Genomic DNA, 25,165 nt, shown 5'->3' on the forward strand with positions numbered 1-25,165 from the left:
CATTCCAACGACAAAGGCCTTCACCGCTCCCGCGCCGTCTGGACCAGCGCCCGCCGGAGCGCGGGTGCGCCATGCCCAGTATCCGCAGCAGGGGCCGGTTGAGGCAATTGGCGCCGTTCCGCGGACCGAAGAGGAACAGCGCAGGCGCGACTTCGGGGAGGCTGGTCCCTTGCCGGCAGATCTACGAACCGGAGATCCGGAGTTTTTGTACGGCGGCGATGCCAGTGTAACCATCGAGGCCGCGCGCAGTCGGGCGCTTGAAGAGGAACAGCGTTCGGGCTTCTTTTCCAGAATCATCGGAAGCCGCTCCGAGGCGGGAGAGGCTGCTGTCACTGAGCAGCAAAGGCTTTCCCGAGATGAAGTGCGCCGTCTGCAGTCAACGCTGTTTGAGCTATTGGAATGCAAACGCATTCTGGATCAGGCCCGCTCGGACTGATCCTATACCTTCCTCTGAATTTGTTCTGAATTTGCAGAGACCTAGCGCAGGGCTTCCATTAGTTCCTGAGATGCACTGACGATGGACTTGGTTGCCAGCGCGCTGGCCTTGAAGGCCGCTTCTGTCTCTATGAGCTCTACCAGTCGTTTTGGGTCAAGGTTCGGCAACGATGCCGCCGGTGCCAGCGGATCTTCGGGACGGATGTTTCTTTGCACGCCACTTGCGGGCTGCACAGCATTGTCCGGCACCGGATTGGCTATGCCAACCGCGATGTCCTCAAGGCGGTCTGACGCCGCCAACATGCCTGCCGTCGAGATGGATAAAGCTGAAATCATAAGGTGACTTTATCAGTCGCCATTTAAGAAGCTGCTACCGTTTTCGTTAAAATCTTAATGATTGCCCGCTGGAGCTTGCCAAAAAAATGGCCCCGCCATCCGACAGGGCCATCAAAGACGTCATGAACGGTCAGGTCCTACGACGTTCTGGTGTAAATCTGGGCGAGGGCTCAGCTGTGGCTGCGTGGCGTCACGCGAATCCCTCTTCATGCTGTTCTCATGGATATAAGGGCTCTGTTGCACGAATATGACAGGCTGCAGGAAGTGGCTTTTCGGAGTCGCCAGAGCGCAGTTGCCCTGCCAAACCGCAAAGAAAAGCAAGACTGCGCAGCGGGAAGGCAGACATCTGTCTTTTGGCAATTTAAGGAAAAGCGGGGGGAAGATAATGGTCGGAGCGATAGGATTCGAACCTACGACCCCTTCACCCCCAGCGAAGTGCGCTACCAGACTGCGCTACGCTCCGACACGAGGGCTTTATAATGTCTATGTCATCGTGTTGCAATGTTTGTGAGCGTCAGATTGCAATTATCCTCAAGCTTTCACGAAATAAAATGTGCCGCCAACAGGTTGCCCGTTGATTGCGTCGGGTAAACTGTTGGCGGCACATCATCATTGTTGCGGCAAGGCCAATGGGTGGCCGCTCATCGGAGGCTACCATGCGAGACCCCAGGTTCGCTGCTTGTGAGGCTCCTAGTAGGCGCCGTCCTGATTGAACAGCTTGAACGGTGTTGCGATCAGGATGTAGAGGTCCAGCGCCAGCGACCAGTTTTCGATATAGTAGATATCGTGCTGAACGCGCTGTTTCAGCTTTTCATCGTCATCGATTTCACCGCGCCAGCCATGGATCTGGGCCCAGCCGGTAATGCCCGGTTTGACCTTGTGGCGCGCCATGTAACCGTCGGCCACTTCTTCAAACAGCCGGTTGTTGGTCTGCTGTGCCACCACATGAGGCCTCGGGCCGACCAGTGACAGGGTGCCAAACAGTACGTTGAAGAGCTGCGGCAGTTCGTCAATCGAGGTTTTGCGGATGATCCGTCCGACCCGGGTGACGCGGCTGTCATTCCTGGTAACGGACTTCTTGGCGGCCTGGTCGCTCTGGTTGTGATAGAGAGACCGGAATTTGAAGACCATGACTTCTTCATTGTTGAAGCCGAGGCGCTTCTGGCGAAAGATGATCGGACCGTCGCTGTCGAGCTTGATGGCGATCGCCGTGGCGATCAGGATCGGCGAAAACAGGATGATCGACAGCGAAGCCACGAAAATGTCGAAGACCCGTTTCAAAAGGCCGCCCCAGTTGGCAATCGGCTTTGCGAACACCGGAACCGTCGGCAGATTGCCCACATAGGAATAGGTCCTGCGGCGAAACTGCATCTTGTTCATGTGGGCGCTGAGGTGGATGTCGAGCGGCAGGATCCAGAGCTTGTGCAACATCTGAAGAACGCGCTTTTCAGCCGAAACCGGGATCGTCACGATCAGCATGTCGATCTTGCAGAGGCGTGAGAATTCAACGAGATCATCGACATTGCCAAGCTTGGGATAGCCGGCAACAATCGGCGGCGACCGGTCGTCATCCCGATCGTCAAAAATGCCGCAGATGCGGATGTCGTTGTTTTCTTGTGCTTCCAGAGTCGTGATGATCTCGGCCGCAGGTGTGCCACCACCGACGATGACCGCGCGTCGTTCGAGGCGACCATCTGCCTGCCAATGGTGGATCAGGAAGGATTCGATTGCCCGGACAATGGTGATCACCACAATGCCCAGCACGAACCAGAGGCCAAGCCAGCTTCTGTTATCGACAATCGGCGTCTCCGAGAGGTAGCAGACCAGAAGGAACAGCACGATCACCATGGTCCAAGCCCCGATGATCCTGCCGATCTGTGGGGACAGGCTGCTCATGTCATGAACAGAGTAGCCATCCACCGACTGGGTGAAAAGCATGAACAAAAGGGCACCGGCAATCGACAGCAGGATGGGCATTTCCATTCCGGCCAATACGGCGCCTCCCATCAGGGACCATGAAATGATGCCCAGAATGGACAGAAAGATGAAGTCGGAAAACTGGATGAGCCCACGTACAATCCCCGGTGCGTAGGTTGTCTCGGAGAACTCGGCTGCAACTTCCCGTGCCAGATCCGTAATCTGAGCTTGCCGTGTCTCATCTGCAGACGGCGCACTCGCATTCATTACGGCACGTGAAGAGAAAGCTGTTCTCGGATCAAGAGCCTGCATTATTGGTTACCCACATATGTAATTATTATCCCTGACCCAGACATAGCAGGCAAAGTCTGACCAAGTTTTAATGGATGGCTTCAGGAAGAATGAAGCAAAGACATTTTGGACATTATCGTTAAGGAAGTATCACTCGCAACTCTGAGGTGAGTGCGGATTGCAAGATCGTCCAATCTGTTCAGCGTTTTACGGGCTAAAACAGGCGTTCCCGAACGTAGATGGTATCACCCGGCCGCACCGGGCTCGTCAGGCTTACATGACCGGTGAGGATCTTTCCATTCAACTGACGGGTAATGTCGACAGTCTGTTGCTGGGCGCGTGGGGTGAACCCGCCCGCGATTGCCACTGCCGTCTGCACCGTCATGCCGGTGACATAGGAATACTGACCAGCTGTGGTAACTTCACCCATGATGAAGAAGGGGCGATACTGGGCAATCTCAACAGAAACATCGGGATTGCGGACATAGCCATTGCTCAGCATTTGGGCGATCATCTTGCTCAGCTCGCTCGTCTGCTTGCCTCGTGCTGCAACACTGCCGATCAGCGGCACCGAAATATAGCCCGACTGATCGACGGTGTATTCCTTGTTCAGCTCTTCCTGATTGAACACGATCAGGCGGATCCGGTCGCCGGAGTCCAGCACATATGGACCGACGAGCGATTTGTGAAAATCATCCTGCGCCGGACGGTAGCTGGAACAGCTGCTGATCCCGAGGGCGAGTGCTATAAGAATGAATATGCGAAACATGGCCGACTCGTCTGACTAAACCTACTCCAGATAACCGTCATCGTGGTTAATGCCTAGTAAACATGAGGCGCAACAGCTGCAATATAGAGCGTTTTGCATGGATTTTAGCTCGGCAACGTGAAAATGCGCCCGTGTTAAGGGACTGGTTACCATAATTTGGCCCAATGGGATGGTAACGAGGAGTGAGCTGATGCGTATTCACATTGGGCAGAATGGACAATCTATTGTCTCTATGGCGGAACCGGATGCCAAGAGCTGGCAGCTCCGAGGCAGAGGCTCTCGCCTTGCCGCTGCGCTGGTTCTGGCCGTTTGCGCAGGCTCGCTCGTTTATGGCCTCAGAGCCACTGCACCAGACCAATATCGGTCAGAAGCCAGACTGTTGCTTCTGGCGCCGCCGCAACAATATGTTCCCACTGCCACTCAGGTCACTGTTCAGGGCAACAGCGCTCAAACGCCCGTCCGCCAGACAGCAAGGGCGGATGCCGTGTTGAGCCAGTTGCAAAGCGGCGATAGCCTGCGCGCCATCGTCAGCAAGCTCGGTCTTTCCAATGACAAGGCCTATGCCGCTGACAGCATATGGCAAACCATGGTCGCCATGGTCAGGCACAGGACACTCAATGCGTCACCAACTGACCTGGCAATGGATCGCCTCTCTGACTGGACAGAAATAGAGCGGATTGATGACCGTCAGGTCATTTCGATCAGTACTGTTGCACCAGAAGCCGAACAAGCAAGGCAGATCGCCAACGAGTTGGCCAAATCCTATCTGGCGTTGCTGGCGGAAAGCCGGAAGAGCGACTTCTCGCAGTCTGTCAAGGCGCTTGCAAGCGAGGTGGAGGCGCTGTCCTCGCAACTGGAAACGGCTGGGGAAGAGACTGGTGCCAACGTTCAGGGTCAACTGCTGCAAGATGCCGCTCCCAAAGCGGACTTTGGACATTCGGCCATGATCCGGGCTCAGGAAGCGGGCAAACGACAGATGCTCGAAAATCTCCGCATCAAGGAGGCGGAACTGAAGACCCTTGCGTCGCTCGATCTAATCCCGCCAGCAGCAAGGATGTTGGGGCGCGCCATCGCCTCTGCCGCGCCTGTGGACCGGGCTCCGGCGCAATGGGCATTGGCGACAGCGCTTCTGGTGCTCGGTCTGTGCCTCTTTGCTCCATTGGCTGGGGCCTTCTTGCGACGCAAAGCCGGTAAGGAGGGGGAGTTGCCTGCCTCAGAGACGATCAGAATGCCGAGCGAAATTCGCATGGCTTATCCGTTGCCGGTTGTACTGCCCGTCATGCCAAGCGCCAATGTGGGGCTACCCGCGATCCGGACAGAAGAGGTGCCCTATCCGGAGGAAAGCAATCCTGTTGCAGGGTTGTTCGATTGTGTCGAGGCTGCGCTTGATGATGTCTCCCACGCCCGCATTGTGTTGATGGCGCAGGGGGCGAACTGGGGCGCGCATGGCATGCCGCTCGCCGAGCATCTGATGCGCCAGCATTCGGTTGCCTATCTGTGCCTTGATGAGCTGCAGGCTGACAGGCAAGCGCCACGGGGCAAGATGAACGTCAAGGACTGGGGTGTTACTGATTTTCTCGACGGCAGGGCGGGTTTTGGCGATCTGATTGACGAGGACTGGACCGGTTTGGTCAATGTCGTCGGCGCAGGCGACCGTTCGCTTGAGACCGAAGATTTCCAGTCACCGAAATTCCTGTTGCTGCTGATCGCGCTTGAGGCGGCTTATGATCTGGTTCTGATTGATCTTGGGGCGAATTTCGACAATGAAAAGGCCATCAGGAGCCTTGCGTCTGCCAATGATGCGTGGGCTTTCATCCATGTGCCCAAAATCGATCCCAATGACGTCACCCTGCTGCACGACGCGCTTCAGATGCTTGGCTTCTCCGATAGCCTGATCATAACCGACATGATGGCAGAAGAGATGGCGCAAGTCGCGAATCAGGACCTTCTGCAGGCGGCAGAATAGGGAAGGTCTAGGCCTTGGGCTTTTCCATCCAGCGGATGATGAGCCCGGCCGGAACAATCCAGATCAACCCGGTGATCAGGAAAAACAGGATCTGGGCCAGAGCACCGGCATTTGCCACCACGGCGGCGCCGATCGTCATGCCAACGGCCGCGTAGAAAACGACCCAGCCAACAAGCATGAGCATGCCGAAAAACTTGCGAGTGCGCTCTTTCATTGTGTCTCCGGTGGTTGGAATTGCCCAAAATGGGGTGATACCCCAGATGGCCCGCGCTGAAAAGGTCAAATGCCATCGGATTGTTCCGACTTAGTGATGAACACTACCCTCTGTGATCCTTATCCGCCTCTATTCTTCTAGAGTATCACAGGCTTTGCCGCTGCAACGGCTTGACCCGACGCCAGCGAGCAGGGATGCTGCATCATGAAAAGCCATGCGATTGCACCGGAGCGCCGGGACAGGTGCGCCGGGACAGTCGAGCCAGAAAAGAGCAGGGGACGAGAATGGTGAGGAACGAAGCCGCTTTGGAACGGGCTATCTATTACGTCGAGCCGGTCAGCGACAAGGCTGAGCGGTCGCGCCATCTGGTGCGATTCTGGCTCTATACGGTCGCCTTTCTGGTGTTTCTGATGGTGGTCGTCGGCGGCATTACGCGGCTCACGGATTCAGGCCTGTCGATCACCGAGTGGAAGCCGATCCACGGCGCCATTCCGCCGCTTTCCCTCTCCGAGTGGCAGGAGGAATTTCAGAAATACCAGCAAATTCCTGAGTATGAGCGGGTCAACAAGGGCATGAGCCTTGAGGAGTTCAAGGCCATTTTCTGGTGGGAATGGGGGCACCGGCAGCTGGGCCGCTTCATCGGCGTCGTCTTCTTCCTGCCGATGCTCTATTTCTGGCTTAGCAAGCGCATCGCAGACCAGCTGAAGCCACGGCTGATTCTGCTGCTCGGGCTTGGGGCGTTGCAGGGGGCTGTCGGTTGGTGGATGGTCGCCTCCGGGCTGGTGGATCGTGTCGATGTCAGCCAGTACCGGCTCGCAACCCATCTGATTCTGGCTTCGGTCATCTTCGTGGCGCTGCTCTGGGTGGCTCGGGGCTACCGACGGGCAGATCGGATCCCGGAATGTGTCAGTGCAGATCGCCATGTCTGGCTGATGGCGGTGCTGACAGTTGCGATCCTGTTCCAGATCTTTCTTGGAGCACTGGTCGCTGGTACCCACTCTGGGCTCATCTACAACAGCTGGCCGCTGATGGAGGGCAGCTTCATTCCCGATCAGATCTATGACACCAGCCCGATTTGGTTGTCACCCTTCGAGGATCACACAACCATCCAGTTCAACCACCGGATGATGGCCTATCTGGTGGCCTTACTCTGCCTGTTGTTCTGGTATCGGATGCTGAGGGATCCCTATGCCGGTGCAGGCAAACGGGGCGCCAATATTCTTGGCGCTCTGGTGCTGCTGCAAATCGTGGTGGGCATTGCGACCCTGTTGTGGTCGGTGCCGATCGTGCTGGCTTCCATCCATCAGGCAGGGGCCATGTTGGTGCTTGGCACAGCCACGATCCTGCTTCGCGACCTCATGGACAATGCCAGACGATACTGAAAAGATGGCCGAATTATCTAAAGCCCGGGAGGGAGTCTAATGCTCGCCATCTTGGTCTAAGTCTGGCGTATCTTGTCGTGATGATTCCGGCTTGATTTCAGCGGGAACAAGCTTGTCCCACCGGGTCAGTTCGTTGCGATTGAAAGACCAACGATAATAGAGCGACATGAAGATGCCGAAAATGGCTCCGGCAATCAATCCTGCCGCAAAGGCCATGCCTGTTTCTATGTTCTGGCTCTGCCACAGGATCAGCCACATCAGGACACCCCAGAGGATGGCAAAGGGGATGCCGGTGGAGAAGATATTGAACCAGATCGGGCTGTAATGGGGCGGGCGCACCCGAACGCCAAGCTTGCGCAGCAGCCTGTGCATGGGGGGCGCATAATTGCCTTCCACAATCGGCGTTGATTTCAATTCGCTGATGGCGAGGCCATATCTCTCTTCAAACGTCATTCGGATTCCCTGAAATGCACGGTCTGCTAGCAAACCTAGGACGATTGGCTGGTAAGAGCAAGCCTTCCGCGCTCGCCGCCAACCGGCTCAACCGGCTGCATGGGGCCGAGTGATTTCCTGAACGCCAAACAGCAAAAAGGCCGGACTGCGTCCGGCCTTTTGTCTTGATATCTCGTTGAGGGCAGGGTCCCTCAGGCCATGGCCTGTTCCAGGTCGGCGATGATGTCCTTGACATCTTCGATGCCGATGGAAAGACGGATGGTGTCCGGCGCTGCTCCCGCGGCAGTTTTCTGCTCGTCGGTCAGCTGGCTATGGGTGGTCGAGGCCGGATGGATGGCCAGCGAGCGCGTATCACCAATGTTGGCAACATGGCTGATCAGCTTGAGGCTGGTGATGAACTTGACGCCAGCTTCGTGGCCGCCCTTGAGGCCGAAGGTGAAAACCGAGCCGGCACCCTTGGGCATGTATTTTTCCTGCGCAGCCTTGTGTGGGCTGGATTCGAGGCCAGCATAGGAAACCCAGCCAACCTTGTCGTTGTTTTCAAGCCAGGTGGCGACGACAAGCGCGTTGGCGCAATGACGTTCCATGCGCAGCGGCAGGGTTTCGACACCGGTCAGGATCTGGAAGGCGTTGAACGGCGAAATGGCTGGGCCAAGATCTCTGAGGCCAAGAGCGCGGCAGGTGATGGCAAAGGCCATCGGGCCGAAGGTCTCGTAGAAATTCACCCCGTTGTATTCGGCGCGAGGCGTGTTGACCATCGGGAACCGGTCGGATTGGCTCCAGTCGAAGTTGCCGCCGTCAACGATGATGCCACCCATGGAGTTGCCATGGCCGCCGATGAATTTGGTCATGGAATGCACGACGATGTTGGCGCCATGTTCGATCGGGCGGCAGAGGTAAGGGGTTGCCATGGTGTTGTCGACGATGAGCGGCACACCGGCATCCTTGGCGACCTTGGCAAAGCCTTCAATGTCGCAGATCACTCCGCCCGGGTTGGCAAGGCTCTCGATATAGATCCCCTTGGTCTTTTCATCGACCAGAGCACGGGCTGCTTCCGGATCAAGCGCGTCGGTCCATTTGACATGCCAGTCAAAGCTCTTGAAGGTGTGGTTGAGCTGGTTGATGGTGCCGCCATAAAGCTTGTTGGCTGCGATCATGTTGTCGCCGGGACCCATCAGCGAATGGAAGGTGATGAGCTGGGCTGCATGACCGGAGGCAACCGATACACCGGCAGAACCGCCCTCAAGCGCTGCGATGCGCTCATCGAGAACAGCCGTGGTCGGGTTCGTCAGACGGGTGTAGATGTTGCCGAATTCCCTCAGGCCAAACAGATTGGCGGCATGTTCGGTATCGCGGAACAGATAGGACGTCGTCTGGTAGATAGGTGTCGAGCGGGCTCCGGTGGTCGGGTCAGCCTGTGCGCCTGCGTGAATAGCCAAAGTGGAAAAGCCGGGTGCGGAATCTTCGCTCATAATAATCCTCTTGATGATAGCAAGCAGAGCGTTCAGGCAAGCCTCGCGTCATACTTGGCCTTGGTGTTACAGAGAGTGTGTAAGACCGGAATATGGCCTGACTTTAGACCAGCAATCCCAAAACCGCCATTTGAAAATTGAAAATATAGTTTCAAAATTTGGTGGCTTGTTGGCGAAATTTTCCAATATGCAGAGATTTTGCGCAAAGTGGCAAAATGAATTTCGGTTTTAACGCAGATATAGCCGGGAAATGGCCATATCTGCACCGACAAAGGAAATCAGCCTTCCATAAAATGGTGCCCAGCCGGAGAGGAAGCAGAGCCAATCGTAGCAATGCAAATGGCCCGATCAGATGAACATGATGCTTCTGTATTCGATTTTCGGGCAGCGATCCATCACCACTTGCAAACCCGCAGCTTCAGCTCGGGCTGCCGCTTCCGGATTGCTGACATTGAGCTGCATCCAGACGACTTTGGCACCGACGGCTATCGCTTCGTCAGTCACCTCGCCAGCCGCTTCGGAATTGCGAAAGACATCGACCATGTCGATGGGGCCGGCGATGTCCCTGAGGCTGGCAACGACAGGCTGCCCGAGGATCTCGGACCCTGCCAGTCCCGGATTGACCGGAATGACGTCATACCCCATCTCGAGCAGGAAGCGCATCACGCGATAGCTTGCGCGTTCCGGCTTGTTGCTCGCACCAACAAGGGCGATCCGCTTGACCGAAGTCAGAATGCCCTTGAGGTAATCCACGCTGTAGTCGCTATGGTCCATGTCTCTCTCCCTATTTGAGGCTAGGCCAATCGGCTTTGCGTTTCTCCAAAAATGCCTGAATGCCCTCGACGGCATCGTCTGCGAGCAGATTGTCTGTCATGACGCCCGCGGCCAGATCATAGGCATCAGCAACCGTCATCTCATCCTGACGATAGATGGCGCTTTTGCCAAAACTGAGCGCCTGGGCCGACTTGCCCGCGATCTCCATGGCGTATTTGTCGACCACGATGCGCAGATATTCTTTAGGCACCACGCGATTGACAATGCCATAGGCCTTGGCCGTGTGGGCGTCGATCATCTCGCCGGTAATCAGCAGTTCCATGGCCTGCTTGCGCGGAACCGAACGGGTCAATTCCACGCCCGGACCGGTGCAGAACAGGCCGATATTGATACCGGGTGTCCCGAACTCGGCCTCATTGACCGTGATTGCCAGATCGCAGGCGGCCGCCAGCTGGCACCCTGCCGCAGCAGCCGTGCCCTGAATTTCAGCGACGACAATCTTTGAAATGCCCTGAATGGTCTGCATTAGCGTGGCGCAGGTCCTGAATGTCTCGTCAAAGAAGGCCTTGCCCTTGTCAGGGTCATTGCGGTGGGCGTTGAGTTCCTTGAGGTCGTGACCGGCAGAAAAGGCGGGGCCATTGGCCGCCAGAACAACCACGCGCGTCGCAGCATCGTCTTCGGCTGTCTTCAGTCCGTCGATGAGCGCATTCATCATGTCAAGCGAAAGGGCATTGCGGGCCTTGGCGCGGTTCATGATCAGGCGCCGGATTGTACCCACTTGTTCGGTCAGGACCAGGGCTTCCGGGCTCAGTGTCGCTATGCTCATAACAATCTCCTCAGACTCAGACAGTTCTTACAATGTACCGGACATTGACTGCCAACCGCAGATAGAGTCAATTGGGCACGAGTAGGAAGAAAGGGCAGCCGAAAACGACTGCAGGATGGACGGTTATGATTACCGCAGTGAAGACTTCAATGAGGTTAACGTCTGTCAATATGATTTGAAATCCTGATAACTATTTGAGAATTTACAAGTCGCCGTTCTGTTTCCGATAATGAACCCGTAACAAAATGTTCAATGAGGAGAACCGTTATGGAAAGCAGATATGCATGCGAAGCCCTCAAGAATCATGATGTTCTGAAGATCAACTATCATGGCTATGACAGGGATGTTGAGGTGCATGCTGTTGGACGCAGCCTGCGCGGCAATGAGCTGATGTATGTGTACCAGACATCGGGAGGCGCCCGCACAGGCGAACTCGGCTGGAAACGCATGAAGGTCGCCGAAGCCAAGTTCCTCGGCACGGTCAATGGCGCATCCAAGGCTCCACGCTCGACCTATCGCCATGAAGACACCGGCCTTCATGACTTCTCTTGCGCGCTGTAGATGGCTGAAAGTGCAAGACACCGGGCACATGATCTGAAACTTTGAAGCAAAAACCGCCCTGCCGCCAAAAGTGGGGCGGTTTGTTCGTCCTGAGCGCAGGGGGCATATGCCAGCTTTGAGCAAGGCGGAAGGATCGCAGGGGAGGGCTAAAATACGTAATTTTATGTGGTATTTAATTACCGCAAAAATAACCCATTGAATTTGCGTATGTATTTTTGATGAAGGTTCTTGACAAAAACACAGACTTCTATAAAAGGAGCGCCAGACATTGCGGCGGCCACGAACAGGTCGCCGTTTCACGCTGTCAACATGACACCGATTTACGGAAGCGCAATGAAAACTTTTTCTGCAAACCCTTCTAACATCGAAAAGAAATGGATTCTGATCGATGCCGAAGGTCTGGTGCTTGGTCGTCTGGCTTCGCTTATCGCGATGCGCCTTCGTGGCAAGCATAAAGCTACCTTCACCCCGCATATGGATTGCGGCGACAATGTTATCGTCATCAATGCTGACAAGGTCAAACTGACCGGTCGCAAATACGAAAACAAGAAATACTACTGGCACACCGGTCATCCGGGCGGCATCAAGGAACGGACCGCTCGTCAGATCATCGAGGGCAAGTTCCCTGAGCGTGTGATCCAGAAAGCTGTACAGCGCATGCTGCCAGGCGGCCCGCTGTCCCGCGTTCAGATGTCCAACCTGCGCGTATATGGTGGCGCCGAGCATCCGCATGAAGCTCAGTCCCCAGAAGTGCTGGACGTCAAATCCATGAACTCCAAGAATGCGAAGGCCTAACAATGAGCGATACTGTTCAGTCTCTTGAAGATCTCGGCTCCGCAGTAGGCGTAGAAGCTGAAGATTCCGCTCCGGTTCATGTCCAGAAGCTCGACGCTCATGGTCGTGCCTATGCTACCGGTAAACGTAAAGACGCTGTTGCTCGCGTATGGGTCAAGCCAGGTTCTGGCAAAATCATCGTGAACAAGAAAGAATACAACGTCTATTTCGGTCGTCCGGTTCTGCAGATGGTCATGAAGCAGCCAATCATTGCTGCTGATCGTGATGGTCAGTTCGATATCGTTTGCACCGTTGCTGGTGGTGGTCTGTCCGGTCAGGCTGGCGCTATCCGTCACGGCATTGCAAAGGCTCTGACCTACTACGAACCAGAGCTGCGTGGCGTCCTGAAAAAGGGCGGCTTCCTTACCCGCGACTCTCGCGTTGTTGAACGTAAGAAATACGGCCGTGCAAAGGCTCGTCGTTCCTTCCAGTTCTCCAAACGCTAATACAGATTTTTCTGTATCGTGTTTCGAAAGGCCCGCTTCGTGCGGGCCTTTTTTATGGGCCATGTTCTGCGTGGTGCAGCGTGGTGCAGCGTGGGGAGTGATGCGCCAGAACCTGTTGAGGCGAGGACGAGTTTGGACTGGCTGGGCGAAACGGGGCTGTCGGGTATGAAAATGCGCGGCACCTTTTTCGGAAGGCCCGCGCATCGGTTGATCTATGAGAGCCTAAAGCTGTCCGCTATTGCGTTGGGAAGCTTGGGCGCTTGATGATCTCGTTGATCAGGGTGATCGCAGCCGCAATGCCGCCAATGGTGAACACCACACTGAGCAGGGAAGCGAAAGAACTGCCAAGCAGCAGAACATCATAATTGTTGTGCTGGGTGGCAAAGGTCATCAGCCCAACCAGTCCATGCGAGGCGCTACTGCCCGGAATCATCGGAATGCAGCCCGCAATCGCCAGCATGCTGCCGCCAGTGGGCACATAGACCGGCAACAGATAGAGCAGGCGGACATAAACCGTCACAGCAGCCGCTGCAAGTGTCGAGGACATGGCGAGCCCCCATTGCGCGTCCATGCCGAGGGTACGAACCGCCAGGGCAATGCCGCCGCCGATCGCCGTCCAGCCAACCGTGCGCCAACTGAAATTGAACAGGATGCCGAATCCTGCTGCCGCGATACCGCCAAAGATGATGTGATGCAGCAGCCCGTAGCTCAACAACGCGTCATTCGCTCCGAAGCGCATCAGAATGGAGCGGGAGAGGGCGACACCAACGGTGAGGAAGACAAGAATCATCATGACGGTGAGGGCGCGGGCGCTGCCAAGCGTTGGCGACCCTTCCATGATATCGGTCTGGGCATTCATCGAGGGGACGCCGGGTACGAGCAGCAGAACCGAAGAAAACATGGCCATTTCCGGTGTCGAACTGCCGAACAGCTGGGCTAAGAGACCGCCAATGGCGGAGGAGGCGAAGGCCACGATGGCAACCATGGCAAACAGGTTCTGTTTGTTAAGCACCATAAAATGCCGGATGGTCTGGCCGATGAACCCGGCAAACCAGATCGGCAGGAAGGCCGTGGCGTCAGTGCCAAGAAGCTGTCCAAAGGATGCGCAGGCAAGCCCGGTGGCGAGCGCAACGATGATCCAATGGTGCTTTGGCGTGATCTTTCGGAGGGTCTTTACTTCCTCGACAATGGTTTCCGGTTCCATGCCGCCTTGCGAAGCCCTGACGGCGAGCGCTCTTGCGGCATTGTTGAGCTGCAGGTTGACGCCGTGATGGCCGACCTGCAGGAGGCGGCTGATGGTGTTGTCGCCACCACCACGCACCGTCAGGCTGATGGAGGCATAGCCGATGCGCACGGCAATGGTCTCAGCCCCAAGGCCGGATACCACCATTTCGATGCCATTGCGGACGACTTCGGCCTTTGCGCCGGATTCCATGAGAATGCAGCCGACATTCAGCGCAGCCATGGCGATTTTTTCAAGATGCCTGTGTCTGAGGCGAATCGGGTCTGGAGGAGAAGCGAGATCGGTCATTCTGGGTCTCTGTTCAAAGCCTGTTTTTCTGCCAATCGATGACAGCCTCGTCGGGGCCGACGATTTCCTCTGCGGCGAGAAAATCGCATGTCGCTTTTGTCTTGGCCCTGGTTCAACGAAGCCATGCATTACAGCTGGTCCAGTCGCTGCGTTACATGACTTCGTCTTGATCCCGTAAAGAGTATCACATTGCGGCTCTTGGCGGGAATGCCTCTGACTAACCCACCAGAAGAGGAAAATGCACCGGGAATGTTGCTTCGGCAGACCAACTAAAAATGCATAGCTACAGATTCTATGTAGCTATGCATGTATAGGTAACAGAGATTTGGGGTCAGAAATGCTGACTAGTGGCTCAAAGTCCGCTGCACGGCGTCCAGCCAGCCTTCATATTTGCTTTCCCGCAGGGCTTCATCCATCGAGGGCTCGAAGCGATGCTCAAGCGCCCAACTCTTGGCGAATTCATCCCTGTCCGGATAAAAGCCGACCTGGGATCCTGCCAGATAGGCTGCCCCGAGCGCTGTGGTCTCCAGAACACGCGGACGTTCGACCACCGCGTTCAGGATGTCGGAGAGGAACTGCATCGTCCAGTTGGAGGCGACCATGCCGCCATCCACACGAAGAATGGTGCCGTTGTGGCCCTTCCAGTCCTTTTTCATCGCGGTCAGCAGATCGCGTGTCTGGTAGCAGACCGACTCGAGCGTCGCCTTGCAGATTTCCTCCGGCCCCGTGCCGCGCGTCAGACCGAACATGGCACCCCGGCAATCCGCGTCCCAATAGGGCGCGCCGAGCCCGACGAAGGCGGGAACCAGATAGACCTGCTGGTTTTCGTCAGCCTTGCGGGCGAGGGGGCCAGCCTGATTGGCGCGCTCGATGATGCCCAACCCGTCGCGAAGCCACTGCACGGCGGCACCTGCAATGAAGATGGAGCCTTCAAGGCAGAAGGTTGGCTTGCCATTGAGCTGGTAGGCGATGGTCGTGAGCAGGCGATTCTCCGATCTGACCGGCTTTTCGCCCGTGTTGAGCAGCGCAAAGCAGCCTGTGCCATAGGTGGACTTCAGCATGCCTGGCTCGAAACAGGCCTGCCCGATGGCCGCGGCCTGCTGGTCACCGGCAATGCCGGCAATCTTGATCGGACCGCCGAACAGTTCCGGCAGGCTTTCGCCGAAGTCGGACGCACAGTCGCGGACATCCGGACGGGCGAGATGCTGCGGCAGATCGAGCAGTTGGCGCAGGGTGCTGCTCCAGCGCGCATTGTGGATGTCGTAGAGCATGGTACGGCTGGCGTTGGTGGCGTCGGTCGCATGTACCTTGCCCCCGGTGAGCCGCCACAACAGGAAGCTGTCGATGGTGCCGAACGCCAGATGGCCATCTTCCGCTTTCTGGCGCGCTCCTTCCACGTTGTCGATGATCCAGGCAACCTTGGTGCTGGAGAAATACGGGTCTATCAGCAGACCGGTCTTCTCGATGACGGTCTCTTCCTTGCCTTCCTCGACCAGCTTCTTGCAATAGTCCGAGGTGCGGCGGTCCTGCCAGACGATGGCATTATAGATGCATTCACCGGTGCGCTTGTCCCAGACAAGGGTTGTTTCGCGCTGGTTGGTGATGCCGATGGCGGCGATGTCGGCTGCGTGAGCCCCGGCATTTTCCATGGCGTCGCGGCAGGTGGAGATTACGCTCTCCCAAATCTCCTCAGGGTCATGTTCAACCCAGCCGGATTTCGGGAAATACTGCGTGAATTCTCGTTGGGAGACGGAGCAGATACGGTAGTTGCTATCGAACAGGATGGCGCGGGACGACGTGGTTCCCTGATCGATCGCCATGACGTAGGATTTTTTCATGAACAGTTCGCCTCCTCCGCGAATGCTGAAACGATAAGTGATGAAATCTACGACCGGCCCAGTTGCAGGTCTAGTTGCAGGTAATGAGCAAGACAGCCCGAGGAGGGCAAGGCGGCCGGTTTTTCGATCGCTTGCCCAAATCCTATCGGGTTACTGGGCCTTCATAAAGGCATCGAGGGCGGAAATCTGATCCTGAGTGAAACTCAGGCCACATTTGGTGCGGCGAAACAGGACGTCCTCGGCGGTCATTGCCCATTCCCTATCGATGAGGTAGCGCACCTCGGCCTCGTAGAGGTCGGCACCGAAATGCTGCCCCAGTCCTTCTTTGGAGGTTACGCCTGCCAGAAGATCGCGTGCCAGCGTGCCATAGAGGCGCATCAGGCGATAGGCATGCTTGTCTTCAAGATAGGGGTGATCGGTCTTGAGCTTGGCCAGCAAGCTGTCGAAGTCCTCGCCGGCAAAGTCGCCACCGGGCAACGGGGCAACCTTGGTCCATTTCGGCTTGCGGGCTCCAAGCTTGTGTTCGATCTTCTTGACGACAGCCTCGGCCAGCTTGCGCGAGGTCGTGATCTTGCCGCCGAAGATGTGAATGATGGACTCATCGTGATCTTCGGGTTTCTGACGCAGGACATAGTCACGGGTTGCTTCCTGAGCGGCAGAGGCGCCGTCGTCATAGAGCGGACGAACACCCGAGAAGCTCCAGACAACATCTTCGCGCGTTACCGGCTTCTGGAAATAGTCGCTGGCGGCATTGCAGAGATACAGCAGCTCCTCTTCCGTGGCCTGAATCTTGTCGGCGTTGAGATCGCCCTCGAAGTCATGGTCGGTTGTGCCGATGAGCGTGAAGTCTTCCTCGTATGGAATGGCAAAGACAATACGGCCGTCATTGTTCTGGAAGATGTAGCAGCGCTTGTGGTCGAACATCTTCTTGACGATCATGTGACTGCCCTGCACGAGGCGGACGTTGCGGTCATGTGGCGTGTTGAGCGCTTCGCCGATGACATGGTCGACCCATGGCCCGGAGGCGTTGACGACCATTTTCGCCTTGTGCTCGGTTCTGGTGCCGTTGATCTGGTTTTCCGTCGTGATGGTCCAGAGGCCCTTGTCATAGATGAGGGAGACAACCTTCTCGCGCACCAGAATGTCTGCGCCGCGCTTCTGGGCGTCCATGGCGTTGAGTACGACGAAGCGGGAGTCATTGACCCAGCAATCGGAATATTCGAAGGCCTTGGTGAACAGTGGCTTCAGCGGTGCGGCTACCGGGTCGGTCTTCATGTTGATGTCTGCAGTTGCCGGCAGCTTCTTGCGACCACCGATGTAGTCATAAAGGAACAGGCCGATCCGGATCAGCCATGCAGGCCGAATGCCGCCCTTGAAATAGGGCAGAACGAAGCGCAGCGGCCAGACGATGTGCGGGGCATTGGCCCAGACCACTTCACGTTCCTTGAGGGCCTCTCGAACGAGGCGGAACTCGTAATATTCAAGATAGCGCAGCCCGCCATGAATGAGCTTGGTCGAGGCGGACGATGTCGCACTGGCCAGATCATGCATTTCCGCCAGCGTCACGCTGTAGCCGCGCCCCACCGCGTCACGCGCGATGCTGCAGCCGTTGATGCCGCCGCCTACGACGAAGATGTCCTTGACTTCGTTTGTCATTGTTCGTTCTCGCTCTTGTCTGGGGCTGCCACGATGATTTCGGTTCCTGCATCGTGGCAAATCGCCTGAATGTCTTCACTTGGCAGGGTGTCGGTCACGAAATAGTCCACGTCGGAGAGATGGCCTATGCGCACCGGTGCCGTGCGTTCGAATTTCATGGAATCGGAAACTAGGATGGTCTTGCGGGCGTGCTGGAGGATCGCCTGCGCCACCCGAACCTCGCGGAAGTCATAGTCAAGCAGGGTTCCGTCCTCATCGATGGCTGAGGTGCCGATGATGGCGAAGTCCACCTTGAACTGGCGGATGAAGTCGACCGTTGCTTCGCCGACCAGACCGCCATCTTCCTTGCGCAGCATGCCGCCGGCAACAACCACCTCGGCGTTCGAGCCGGTGTGCATGATGTTGGCGACGTTGATGTTGTTGGTGATGACCATGAGGCTGTCATGGCGCACCAGCGCATGGGCGACCTGTTCGGTCGTGGTTCCGATGTTGATGATGAGAGAGGCGCTGTCCGGGATGAGGGCCGCTGTCGCCTTGCCGATGGAAGCCTTCTCGGCGGCTGCATGTTGGCGGCGGGCGGCATAAGCATAGTTGGCAACACCGGACGGGAAGATGGCCCCACCATGCACCCGCTCAAGCATTTCTCCGTCACAGAGAAAATTGAGATCCTTGCGGATGGTCTGCGGGGTGACATTGAAACTGGCAGCCAGACTGTCGACGTCAACACGGCCGTCTCGCTTGGCGATATCCAGAATGTCCTTGTGGCGCGGAATCAGATTTTCCATGTCTCTCTCCAATGTCATCAGAAGATGCGCGTTTAGGTTCGAAATATCAAGATAAAAGTTCGAAATAAACCTAAAACGAAACTTATAGAGCAAAATCTGGCTGTAGACTTGAAGTGTGAGTAGGAGAAATTTTGAAAAGGTTCGAATCGTAGTTTCAAATGAACCCGCCGAAAAGCACCACCACCGCGTTGCAGTAAGACGGGAACCCGTGGGACACAAAATGGCCATGAGGAGGAGGGGAGAGGAAACCCTTGCGGAACAGATCACGTCAGCATCAGAATTGTCCGATGCTGACGTGATTGTCTTCCATTGCGGGCTTGTGGCCCGTTCCGGACAGGAACCCGGCTTCGTGGGTCTACGTGGGGACCGGGTTTTCCCAGGGCAGCCGAAACAGCCCTGAAAAGGTATGACTACAGTGCCTAGAGCTTGTCGCGTTCATTTGCATTCACTTGACTTGCTCTATCTATTTGTTTGGGCGCGAATTATTTTCGTTAAATCGAGGTCGATTTAACGAAACGCGCGCTAAATTGTCTCGCCACGCCGGAAGCGAACGCCATAGAAGATGGCGAACAGCACCGGAACGACGATAAGCGTCAGGACAGTTGCAGCAGCAAGGCCGAACATGATGGTCACGGCCAGCGAGTTGAAGAAGATATCTGTGATTAGTGGCACAAGGCCCAACACTGTGGTCAGTGCCGCCATGGTCACCGGCCGCAGGCGCGAAACTGCCGCCCGCGTGATGGAATCGTGAATCGATAGTCCATCCTCTTCGTTGAGCCGCTTGATCTCTTCGATGAGCACAATGCCGTTCTTGAGCAACATCCCCGACAGGGACAGGAACCCGATGAGTGCGGTGAAGCTGAACGGCAGATTGAAAAGCAGCAGACCAACCGTCACACCAATGATGGCAAGCGGAACCGTCATCCAGACCACAAGCGTCTGCTTGATCGAATTGAACAACAAAACCGTGATGGCAAACATGACCAGCACACCGAGCGGTACATTGGCAAAGACTGCCCCCGTCGCCTTGGTCTGGTTTTCATATTCGCCGCCCCAGCTGAGTTCATAACCTTGCGGTAGTTCCAGCGCTTCGACCTTGCCTCTGAGGCGTTCAAACAGCGCCAGACTGGTGACGTTCGAATTGGGGTCGGCATCAGCCCAGACCTGAATGGTGCGCTTTCTGTCACGCCGCATGATCAACGGGTCTTCCCAGGCCAGATCAATGAACTTGACCACCTGATCAATGCTGACATAACGGGAAAGAACAGAGCTGTAGACCTGAACGTCACCAAGTTGGTCGACACTGCTGCGCTCGCTGAGCGGCGGACGGATCACGATTGGCAGGATATCGGAGCCATCGCGCGCAGAAGCAATGGTCAGGCCATGGACATTCAACAGGATGGCGCGATCAATGTCCGCTTTGGTGATGCCAAGACGCCGCGCTTCCGCTTCGGCGAACTGTGGCCGCAGAACCTTGGTCCGTTCCTGCCAGTCGTGACGGATGTTCACTGCATCGGGATCATTGCGATAGATATCGATGACCTTGTCAGCCAACTGGCGCAACACCACCGGGTTCGGGCCGGTGATCCGGGCGTCGATCTTGGCGCCTGCCGCTGTGCCGAGTTCGAAGCGGCTCGTTTTGACGAAGGCATAGGGTGCCGCCTCGTGCAATGCCTTGTCGAGCCATTGACGGACCTCCTGAATGTCGTCGAAATTCTTCACCTCGACAATGAACTGGCCATAGTTCGGATAAGTTCGCTCCGCCTTGTAGGTGAGCATGAAACGCTGGGCACCCGCACCGATGGTCGAGGTGATCTGCTTGATCTTGTCGTTCTTCTTCATGATCTCTTCGAGCCGGTCCATGTCTTCCATGGTGGCACGGATATCCGACCCTTGCGGCAGCCAGTAGTCGACGGTCAGCATTGGCAGCTTGGATGTCGGGAAGAAGGACTGACCGACAAATCCAAAGCCATAGATAGCCGCTGCCATGGCTCCGGCCATGATGATCATCGTGCCCCAGCGCCAGCGGAGCGAGAACAGCAGAAGCGCCTTGTAGATTTGGTAGACAAAGCCCTTGTAGGGGTCGATGGCCTCTTCACTTTCTTCCTGTTGCACCTGAGACTCGGAGAACATGACGGATGCAAGGAATGGTGTGAGGGTGATGGCGAGAATCCACGAGATCGTCAGCGAAATCATCAGGACCCAGAAAAGGGAGCCGGCATATTCCCCGGTGCTGTCTGGCGAGAGGCCAATTGGTGCGAAGGCGACGATGGAGATGGCTGTCGCACCGAACAACGGCCAGACTGTCTGTGTGACAATGCGGTGGGCGGCCTTGACCTTGGTCAGTCCCTGTTTGAGCCCCACCAGAATGCCATCGGTGATCACGATGGCATTGTCGACCAGCATGCCGAGCGCCAGAATCATCGAGCCGAGGGAAACCCGGTGGAGCGGCATGCCGATCAGCTTCATCACAATCAGCGTGCCACAAATGGTCAGCAGCAGGATGACACTCATAAGGATGCCGGACCGCAACCCCATTGTGACCAGCAATACGACAATGACGATGATGATCGATGCACCAAGGTTGATCAGGAAGTCGTTGATCGACGTTGTAACCTGCTCTGGCTGATTGTAGATCGTGTTGAGCTCGACACCAACCGGACGGCCGCTTTCCAGTTGCTGGAGGCGCTGGCTGACCAGATCACCGACCTCGGTGACGTTGACACCATCGGCAAAGGAAATGCCCACCGTCAGCGCCGGTTTGCCATTGAAGCGATAGACGTGGCTGGGCGGGTCTGCATAATCGACCTTCACGTCGGCAATATCGGAAAGATAGACCACATCATCGCCGGCCTGTCCCAACAGGATGTCCCTGATCTGGTCGACGTTGCTATAGTCGCCGGTGGAGCTGATACGGATATACTCGCTGCCAACCCGGATGCTGCCAGCATCGGTTACGATATTCTGGTTCTGCAACAACGCTGTCAGCGAAGCTACGGAAATATTGTGCGCGGCCAGCTTGGCACGGCTAATTTCAAGAATGATCTGCTTTTGCAGGGTGCCTTCAATGGTCACCTTGCCCACGCCATCAACGAGCACCAGTTCACGCCGCAGATAGTCGGCATAATCACTCAGTTCCTGGTGGCTGTAGCCGTCGCCGGTGATCGCCATGTAGATGCCATAGACATCACCAAAGTCGTCGTTGATGACCGGGGGATAGGAGCCGGACGGCAGGGACGATTCCATGTCGTGGATCTTGCGACGCATTTCATCCCAGATCTGCCTCAACTCCGTACTGCGGTATTTGTCCTTCATCTCCACCGTTACCTGGCTGAGACCGGAAGAGGAAATGGAGGTGATATGCTTGACATAAGGCAGTTGTTGCAGCGCCGTTTCAACCGGCAGGGTGACTTCCTCTTCCACTTCCATGGGAGAGGCTCCCGGATAGGCCGTAACGATGACGGCCTCCTTGATCGTGAACTCGGGATCTTCCAGCCGGCCCAGATTCATGTAGGCATAGATGCCGCCAGCAAGGAGCAGGAAGGTCATCATCCAGCTGAAGACTTTGTTCTCAATGGCGTAGTCGGTAAGTTTCATTGCTGTCTTCCTGACGCATCCCCGCAACGGGCATCAAATACCGGGACGCACTTGCACGAAAAGAATGGACAATCGGAACGGCCCCGAAAGGCTGGGCAGGATCAGAGCCCGCCTTCCTTCTTGAAGGGACGAACCTTCAGGCCTTCGGTAACGTAGGAAACTCCGATTGCGATCACCTTGTCGCCATCCTTCAAGCCATCCGAAACCCGGATGCTGCCATCCTGAATCCCGTAAACCTTCACCTCGGTCTTGTGAGCCTCGCTCTTCTCGTCAAGCTTCCAGACCCAGCGTTTGCCGTCCTGCTCAAACACGGCTTCGAGAGGAATCAGCACACCACCATCGTCGCTGTTGGACAAAAGCTCTGCCAGATTGAGGCTTGCCGTCACGCTCATGCCGGAAAAGACCGTCAGATCGGCCGGACGAGGCATGGTGACTGTCACCGCATAGGAGCGGGTCACACTGTCCGGAATGGTGTCGATTTCCTTGTATTGGGCTGGATAGCTCTTGCCGGGAAGGGCATCGAACTCGATGTTGAGCGTTGGCTTGATGGCCAGTTTCTTCGGGTTGAACCGTAGGAACAGTTTTTCAGGCACGTTGAACACCACGTCAATATTATTGGTGCCTTCGAATTGCACGATCTGCATCCCGGCCGAAACGGTCTGGTAGCGCTCGACATAGGTCTTGGCAACGAGGCCATCGAAGGGTGCCGTAAGGCTGGTGTAATCAACATTGTCACGGGCCGACTTCAAAGCAGCCTCGGCTAACTGGAAGGTCGAGCGAGCGGCGTCCAACGTCGACTTGGCCACGTGGTCCTGTTCAAACAACTTCTGAGCCCGCTCCAGGCTGATCTTGGCAAGGTCAAAATCAGCCTGCCTTGCATCAACAACATTGTGATAGGGCGTATCATCCAGCTGGGCAATCAGTGAGCCTTTGGGAAGGACCTGACCGGCATGAACAGGGAAGTCTTCGATCTGTCCATCAACCCGGAAGGAAAGAATGGCTTTGCGTGACGCCTTGGTCACACCGGGAAAGGCCTTGGGAAGGCTGAGGGCAACCTGATGCGCGGTCGCAATCTTGGCCGGGCGAGCGGACGCATCTTCAATTGCTGTTTCATTGGCATCGGCAGAAGAAAACACATCGCTGTTGCATCCGGACAGCATGAGAGCCATCAGGCCGAGTAGCACGAGATTTTTTGTCATTGACCAAACCGGGAGTGAGTTAGCGCGTACTTATGGCGCATTGAAAAATTTTGCCGTTCGTGGATTATATATACATTCGTGTATGAATAAATGCAAAGTGGAAATGTCGCCCTATAACTGCTATGCACCTCTTAGGGAGGATTGAGGTTAACAGACGCGTTTCATGGACAAAGACAGTGGCCCGCAAAACCAAAGCAGAAAAAGAAAAAACCTATCAGGCCTTGCTTGAGGCTGGTGCAGAACTGTTTCAAAAACAGGGCTATACGGCGACGACATTGAACGAAATCGCCGAGCGGGCGGGGGTGACGCGTGGTGCCTTCTATGGCCATTTTCCCGACAAATCCGAGATGATTAAGGCGATCTGGCAGGAGCATGTGATGCCCTTCTTCGAGCCGATCAGGGAAACCCTGCTAAACCTGCCGGAGCATGACCCGGCAACCCGATTCAGACATGAGATCAACAATCTGCTTGAGCTGTTCGAAGACAACAACGTTGTCGGACGAGCATTCTTCATCATAATGCATAACATGGAAATATCGGTGAAGGACCGCGACCTTGCGGAGTTTCTGGACGACAAGTACCGGCTCTATAAACAGGTCCTCTTTTGCGCCTACACCAGGCTGCATGACGCAAGGCAGTTGCGCCCCGGCGTGGAACCCGAACAGGCTGCCATGGGCTTTCTCTATATTCTCATCGGTATGATCAACATGGCCCTACTGCCGTTTGGTAATTTTGATTTTGCGCGGGACGGATATCCCGTGTTCGAGCACTATTTGAACAGCGTTCTGAGCGCCTGAGACGTCGGATGATTATCGTGAGCCAAAAGCCTCGCTTGTGGGTGAACGGACGTCAGCCAATCATGGTGCATTTTCATTCACGGCTTTCACGCAAGCCCCAACGGGCGAGGCTTGCGGTCATGAAGTTGATCAGCAATTGTTCCGCCGATGCCTGCTGGATGCCCTTCAAGTGATTGACGGCGCGTAGAAATTGGCAAAGCTCGCCGCAATTCTGGCAACCCGGGAGTAAATGCCAGGTCACTACGAGGCATATGTGGAAATGTCATTCTCATGACAAAATAGCCATTGATTCAACCCCCCATGATCTTTAAACAGGTCCGCGGAGAGGTGGCCGAGTGGTCGAAGGCGCGCCCCTGCTAAGGGCGTAGGCGGGTAACTGTCTCGAGGGTTCGAATCCCTTCCTCTCCGCCATCCCCCTTCTCAGATATTGTTTTTCCCGAAAGCTCTTGCAATTCAATGGGCGGCGGCTCATGTTCGTCGGCGGTTTTGCGTGGATATGCCGAAGGCTCAGGCACGGAAAGATCTCCCTCAGTATGTCAAAGTGAAGCGCAGCGGCTGTAATCAGGGTTTTGGGCCTGGTTGCTCCTCTCGATGCCATTGGCATGAACACGGCGTTGACAAGCAGAGGATTCTGGCAATTCCCGCTGTGTGTGCCTGCCGTGTGTGCGTGACTTCTAGCAAGGCTCGAGAACACTGGCGCGGTGTGCAAGGACTTTGTATGGGCTTTATGAAAAGGATATATCATGAATTTTCGTATTGATGGCCAGAAGGTCCGGTTCCGGATCGACAAGTCTGAACTGGAATGCCTGTGCAACGGGACGAGTGTCATCCAGGCAACATGCCTGTCCGAGGGTCAGATTCTTGGTGCCGTTATCGAGCCCGCCGAAATGGCACCGGTGCTATCCTTGAGTTGGGACAATCAAACTCTGCGGCTTGCTGCCAACATCGGTGACTTGCATGCATTGCGGGATGCGTTGCCTCAGCGCGAGGGCCTCAAGCAGAAGACCTCAATCAATGATGAGGTTTCTCTTGATCTCAGCCTGGAAGTTGATATTCGCACTCAGAACCGCAAGCGGGACTGAGGGG

General features: G+C 56.0%; 21 protein-coding genes and 2 tRNA genes. 8 read left to right on the forward strand and 15 right to left on the reverse strand.

Annotated elements, in window-relative coordinates; translation table 11 throughout:
* Positions 1 to 477: 477 nt before the first annotated feature.
* The 4 genes from DSL70_RS14680 to DSL70_RS14695 form a co-directional block, all read right to left on the reverse strand.
* Positions 478 to 771, reverse strand: coding sequence for a hypothetical protein (locus tag DSL70_RS14680; protein ID WP_119308684.1), 294 nt, complete (start codon positions 769 to 771; stop codon positions 478 to 480).
* 386 nt (positions 772 to 1,157) lie between these two features.
* Positions 1,158 to 1,234: transfer RNA gene (locus tag DSL70_RS14685), tRNA-Pro, on the reverse strand.
* A 227-nt stretch (positions 1,235 to 1,461) separates the two neighbouring features.
* Entirely contained in the window at positions 1,462 to 3,000 is a 1,539-nt protein-coding gene (locus DSL70_RS14690) for an undecaprenyl-phosphate glucose phosphotransferase (protein ID WP_119308685.1), read from the reverse strand.
* A gap of 193 nt (positions 3,001 to 3,193) precedes the next feature.
* Positions 3,194 to 3,748 carry a polysaccharide biosynthesis/export family protein gene (locus DSL70_RS14695; RefSeq protein WP_119308686.1) on the reverse strand — a complete coding sequence of 185 codons (555 nt, stop codon included), beginning with the start codon at positions 3,746 to 3,748 and terminating at the stop codon, positions 3,194 to 3,196.
* 190 nt (positions 3,749 to 3,938) lie between these two features.
* On the opposite strand from DSL70_RS14695, the gene DSL70_RS14700 reads away from it, so the two are divergent.
* Positions 3,939 to 5,714: a GumC domain-containing protein gene (locus tag DSL70_RS14700; RefSeq protein WP_162916716.1), complete on the forward strand. Its 1,776-nt coding sequence runs from the start codon at positions 3,939 to 3,941 to the stop codon at positions 5,712 to 5,714.
* Positions 5,715 to 5,721: 7 nt separating this feature from the next.
* On the opposite strand, the gene DSL70_RS14705 is transcribed toward DSL70_RS14700, so the two are convergent.
* Positions 5,722 to 5,928, reverse strand: coding sequence for a DUF2842 domain-containing protein (locus tag DSL70_RS14705; protein ID WP_119308688.1), 207 nt, complete (start codon positions 5,926 to 5,928; stop codon positions 5,722 to 5,724).
* 284 nt (positions 5,929 to 6,212) lie between these two features.
* On the opposite strand from DSL70_RS14705, the gene DSL70_RS14710 reads away from it, so the two are divergent.
* The gene (locus DSL70_RS14710; protein WP_119308689.1) at positions 6,213 to 7,310 is read left to right on the forward strand and encodes a COX15/CtaA family protein; all 1,098 of its coding nucleotides are present in this window, start codon (positions 6,213 to 6,215) and stop codon (positions 7,308 to 7,310) included.
* Between the two features lie 36 nt (positions 7,311 to 7,346).
* On the opposite strand, the gene DSL70_RS14715 is transcribed toward DSL70_RS14710, so the two are convergent.
* The 4 genes from DSL70_RS14715 to DSL70_RS14730 all read right to left on the reverse strand — a co-directional run bounded on the left by DSL70_RS14715 (position 7,347) and on the right by DSL70_RS14730 (position 10,835).
* The gene (locus DSL70_RS14715; protein WP_119308690.1) at positions 7,347 to 7,763 is read right to left on the reverse strand and encodes a DUF6404 family protein; all 417 of its coding nucleotides are present in this window, start codon (positions 7,761 to 7,763) and stop codon (positions 7,347 to 7,349) included.
* Between the two features lie 191 nt (positions 7,764 to 7,954).
* Positions 7,955 to 9,235 (reverse strand): O-acetylhomoserine aminocarboxypropyltransferase, encoded by a 1,281-nt coding sequence (locus DSL70_RS14720; protein WP_119308691.1) that lies wholly within the window; start codon positions 9,233 to 9,235, stop codon positions 7,955 to 7,957.
* Positions 9,236 to 9,583: 348 nt separating this feature from the next.
* Entirely contained in the window at positions 9,584 to 10,009 is a 426-nt protein-coding gene (locus DSL70_RS14725; RefSeq protein WP_119308692.1) for a CoA-binding protein, read from the reverse strand.
* 10 nt (positions 10,010 to 10,019) lie between these two features.
* Positions 10,020 to 10,835, reverse strand: a complete 816-nt coding sequence (locus DSL70_RS14730; RefSeq protein ID WP_119308693.1) for an enoyl-CoA hydratase — start codon at positions 10,833 to 10,835, stop codon at positions 10,020 to 10,022.
* A 267-nt stretch (positions 10,836 to 11,102) separates the two neighbouring features.
* Between DSL70_RS14730 and DSL70_RS14735 the strand changes: the two genes are divergently transcribed.
* From DSL70_RS14735 to rpsI, 3 genes are all read left to right on the forward strand, one after another.
* Positions 11,103 to 11,396: a hypothetical protein gene (locus DSL70_RS14735; RefSeq protein ID WP_119308694.1), complete on the forward strand. Its 294-nt coding sequence runs from the start codon at positions 11,103 to 11,105 to the stop codon at positions 11,394 to 11,396.
* Positions 11,397 to 11,729: 333 nt separating this feature from the next.
* Positions 11,730 to 12,191: a 50S ribosomal protein L13 gene (rplM, locus tag DSL70_RS14740; protein ID WP_119308695.1), complete on the forward strand. Its 462-nt coding sequence runs from the start codon at positions 11,730 to 11,732 to the stop codon at positions 12,189 to 12,191.
* Between the two features lie 2 nt (positions 12,192 to 12,193).
* Positions 12,194 to 12,676 carry a 30S ribosomal protein S9 gene (gene rpsI, locus DSL70_RS14745; protein ID WP_119308696.1) on the forward strand — a complete coding sequence of 161 codons (483 nt, stop codon included), beginning with the start codon at positions 12,194 to 12,196 and terminating at the stop codon, positions 12,674 to 12,676.
* 235 nt (positions 12,677 to 12,911) lie between these two features.
* Here rpsI and DSL70_RS14750 read toward each other — a convergent pair whose 3' ends face one another.
* The 6 genes from DSL70_RS14750 to DSL70_RS14775 all read right to left on the reverse strand — a co-directional run bounded on the left by DSL70_RS14750 (position 12,912) and on the right by DSL70_RS14775 (position 23,282).
* Complete coding sequence (locus DSL70_RS14750; RefSeq protein WP_119308697.1) at positions 12,912 to 14,207, reverse strand: threonine/serine exporter family protein; 1,296 nt, start codon at positions 14,205 to 14,207, stop codon at positions 12,912 to 12,914.
* A gap of 344 nt (positions 14,208 to 14,551) precedes the next feature.
* Entirely contained in the window at positions 14,552 to 16,045 is a 1,494-nt protein-coding gene (gene glpK, locus DSL70_RS14755) for a glycerol kinase GlpK (protein WP_119308698.1), read from the reverse strand.
* Between the two features lie 150 nt (positions 16,046 to 16,195).
* Complete coding sequence (glpD, locus tag DSL70_RS14760; RefSeq protein WP_119308699.1) at positions 16,196 to 17,701, reverse strand: glycerol-3-phosphate dehydrogenase; 1,506 nt, start codon at positions 17,699 to 17,701, stop codon at positions 16,196 to 16,198.
* Positions 17,698 to 18,486, reverse strand: coding sequence for a DeoR/GlpR family DNA-binding transcription regulator (locus tag DSL70_RS14765; protein ID WP_119308700.1), 789 nt, complete (start codon positions 18,484 to 18,486; stop codon positions 17,698 to 17,700). Before DSL70_RS14765 ends, glpD begins: the two co-directional genes overlap by 4 nt.
* A 522-nt stretch (positions 18,487 to 19,008) precedes the next feature.
* On the reverse strand, positions 19,009 to 22,083 hold the full coding sequence (locus DSL70_RS14770; RefSeq protein WP_119308701.1) for an efflux RND transporter permease subunit: 3,075 nt from the start codon (positions 22,081 to 22,083) through the stop codon (positions 19,009 to 19,011).
* Positions 22,084 to 22,184: 101 nt separating this feature from the next.
* A complete protein-coding gene (locus DSL70_RS14775) occupies positions 22,185 to 23,282 on the reverse strand; it encodes an efflux RND transporter periplasmic adaptor subunit (RefSeq protein ID WP_119308702.1) in 1,098 nt (365 codons plus the stop codon).
* A gap of 176 nt (positions 23,283 to 23,458) precedes the next feature.
* On the opposite strand from DSL70_RS14775, the gene DSL70_RS14780 reads away from it, so the two are divergent.
* From DSL70_RS14780 to DSL70_RS14790, 3 genes are all read left to right on the forward strand, one after another.
* Positions 23,459 to 24,079 carry a TetR family transcriptional regulator gene (locus tag DSL70_RS14780; protein WP_162916718.1) on the forward strand — a complete coding sequence of 207 codons (621 nt, stop codon included), beginning with the start codon at positions 23,459 to 23,461 and terminating at the stop codon, positions 24,077 to 24,079.
* Positions 24,080 to 24,400: 321 nt separating this feature from the next.
* Positions 24,401 to 24,490 (forward strand) — tRNA-Ser (locus DSL70_RS14785).
* 332 nt (positions 24,491 to 24,822) lie between these two features.
* Positions 24,823 to 25,161, forward strand: a complete 339-nt coding sequence (locus DSL70_RS14790; RefSeq protein ID WP_119308704.1) for a DUF7009 family protein — start codon at positions 24,823 to 24,825, stop codon at positions 25,159 to 25,161.
* The last annotated feature ends 4 nt before the right edge of the window (positions 25,162 to 25,165 follow it).

This window comes from Cohaesibacter haloalkalitolerans (assembly GCF_003574655.1).
In the GTDB taxonomy this organism is placed as follows: Bacteria; Pseudomonadota; Alphaproteobacteria; order Rhizobiales; family Cohaesibacteraceae; genus Cohaesibacter; species Cohaesibacter haloalkalitolerans.